The 2729-nt window shown below is 37.4% G+C and carries 2 protein-coding genes; both read left to right on the top strand.

From position 1 onward, the window contains the following. On the top strand, positions 1 to 1670 hold a 1670-nt coding region (locus KI356_RS25215; protein ID WP_238486236.1), incomplete at its 5' end, for a phospho-sugar mutase. A gap of 152 nt (positions 1671 to 1822) precedes the next feature. After that, entirely contained in the window at positions 1823 to 2710 is an 888-nt protein-coding gene (gene galU, locus KI356_RS25210; protein WP_002124402.1) for a UTP--glucose-1-phosphate uridylyltransferase GalU, read from the top strand. Positions 2711 to 2729: the final 19 nt, after the last annotated feature.

Here is a 2729-nt window from a genome sequence, read left to right as displayed (position 1 = left end):
AATTAAAAGAACAGCTAGAAAACATGAAGCAGGATGAGAAGAAAATCGAGGATAGCTTTTATAAAAATCTAGAGTTCGGCACAGGTGGTATGCGTGGTGAACTTGGTGCTGGTACGAACCGTTTAAATGTATATACAGTTCGTAAAGCAACGAAAGGATTAGCTAGGTTTATTGAAAAATTAGGTGAAGAAGCGAAAAAACGCGGTGTTGTTGTCGCGTATGATTCTCGTCATAAATCACCTGAATTCGCAATGGAAGTAGCTGCTACTCTTGGTGCACATGGTATTACAACATATGTATTTGAAAGCTTACGTCCAACACCAGTGCTTTCCTTCGCAGTTCGTCATTTACATACAGTAAGTGGAATCGTTCTTACGGCAAGCCATAACCCGCCCGAATATAACGGTTATAAAGTATACGGTGAAGATGGTGGGCAGTTGCCTCCAAAAGAAGCTGATGAGTTAATTAGTTACGTAAATGCAGTAGAAGATGAATTAACAGTTGAAGTTGCTGATGTTGAGCAATTAAAAGCTGACGGTTTATTACATATAATTGGACAAGAAGTAGATGATGCATATGCGGCAGAATTGAACAATGTCATTATTAATAAAGAGATGGTGAAAGAAGTAGGAAAAGATTTAAAAATCGTCTTTACACCATTACATGGAACATCAAATATTTCGGTACGCCGTGGTTTAGAAGAAGTTGGATTTACAGATGTAACAGTTGTAAAAGAGCAAGAGTTACCAGATCCAAACTTTTCTACAGTAAAATCACCAAACCCAGAAGAGCATGCAGCGTTTGAGTATGCAATTCGTGACGGTGAAAAAGTAGGCGCAGACGTGTTAATCGCAACAGATCCTGATGCAGACCGTCTAGGTGTAGCAGTTCGCAATCACGATGGTGAGTTCCAAGTGTTAACTGGTAACCAAACAGGTGCGTTAATGCTTGATTACTTATTATCACAAAAGAAGGAAAATGGAACTCTTCCAGAAAACGGTGTTGTTTTAAAAACAATCGTAACGTCTGAAATTGGCCGTACAATTGCAAAAGCATACGGTTTAGATACAGTTGATACGTTAACTGGATTTAAATTTATCGGTGAAAAAATTAAACAGTATGAAGAAAGCGGACAATATGAATTCCAATTCGGTTATGAGGAAAGCTATGGTTATTTAATCCGTCCATTCTGCCGTGATAAAGATGCGGTTCAATCCGTCCTATTTGTATGTGAAGTAGCTGCGTACTACAAATCACAAGATAAAACGTTATACGATGGTCTGTTAGAAGTATTTAAGAAGTATGGGTTCTTCCGTGAGGACCTTGTATCGTTAACGTTAAAAGGAAAAGATGGTGCCGAACAGATTCAAAAGATGATGGCAACATTCCGCGAGAATCCGCCGAAAGAAGTAGCTGGTTTAACAGTCGTTGCAGTTGAGGATTATAAGGAAAGCATCATTACAACGTTACAAGATGGAAATAAGGAAGAGATTCACTTACCGAAATCAAATGTGTTAAAATATCAATTAGAAGATGGTTCTTGGTTCTGCTTACGTCCATCTGGAACAGAGCCGAAAATTAAATTCTACTTTGGTGTACAAGATGATTCCTTACAAAATAGTGAACAAAAGTTACTTACTATTAAAGAAGACATTATGAATCGTTTATAATAGAATAGAGTGCTACTGATAAGAAAAGAGGAGAACGGGGAACGGCCTCCTCTTTTCTTATAGTTTTGTATGATGTAGAGGATTATTAAGAGATAATGTTATAAATTTGCACCTTACTAAGAGAATTAGAATGAAAAGCGAGGGTATTTGTCATGAAAAAAGTGAGAAAAGCAATTATCCCGGCAGCGGGATTAGGGACACGCTTTTTACCAGCAACGAAAGCAATGCCAAAAGAAATGCTTCCAATTGTAGATAAACCAACAATTCAATACATCGTAGAAGAAGCAGTAAAATCAGGCATCGAAGATATTATTATCGTTACTGGTAAAGGAAAGCGCTCTATCGAAGATCATTTTGATAACGCATTTGAATTAGAGCAAAACTTATTAGAGAAGAAAAAGTATGAGTTACTTGAAAAAGTACAAGCTTCTTCTAAAATGGTAGATATCCATTACATTCGTCAAAAGGAACCAAAAGGATTAGGACATGCTGTTTGGTGTGCACGTAAATTCATTGGTGATGAGCCATTTGCAGTATTATTAGGCGATGATATCGTTCAAGCTGAAAAACCATGTTTACGTCAATTAATGGACGAGTATGACAAAACACTTTCTTCTGTTATTGGTGTACAAACTGTTCCTGAAGCAGAAACACATCGCTACGGAATTATCGATCCGTTAGAGCAAGAGGGACGTCGTTATCAAGTTCGTAATTTCGTTGAAAAACCCACGCAAGGTACTGCACCTTCAAACTTAGCGATCATGGGACGTTACATTTTAACTCCTGAAATCTTTATGTTCTTGGAACAGCAACAAGTTGGAGCGGGTGGCGAAATTCAGTTAACGGATGCAATTCAAAGCTTAAATGAAATTCAACGTGTATTTGCATATGATTTCGAAGGAAAGCGTTATGACGTTGGTGAAAAATTAGGATTTGTTCAAACAACAATTGAAATGGCATTGCAGCACGAAGAATTACGTGATGATATGATAGTAATGATGAAGAAAATTTTAGACGAGCAAATGAAGCAAGAGTCTTAACATAATAAACAAGGAGCTG

Source organism: Bacillus hominis (genome assembly GCF_018332515.1).
Taxonomy (GTDB): Bacteria; Bacillota; Bacilli; order Bacillales; family Bacillaceae_G; genus Bacillus_A; species Bacillus_A hominis.
This window is presented reverse-complemented; position numbering and strand designations above follow the sequence as displayed.

Excerpts from the sequence above, each read along its gene's own strand:
- galU (WP_002124402.1), top strand. The coding sequence starts at position 1,823 with ATGAAAAAAGTGAGAAAAGCAATTATCCCGGCAGCGGGATTAGGGACA.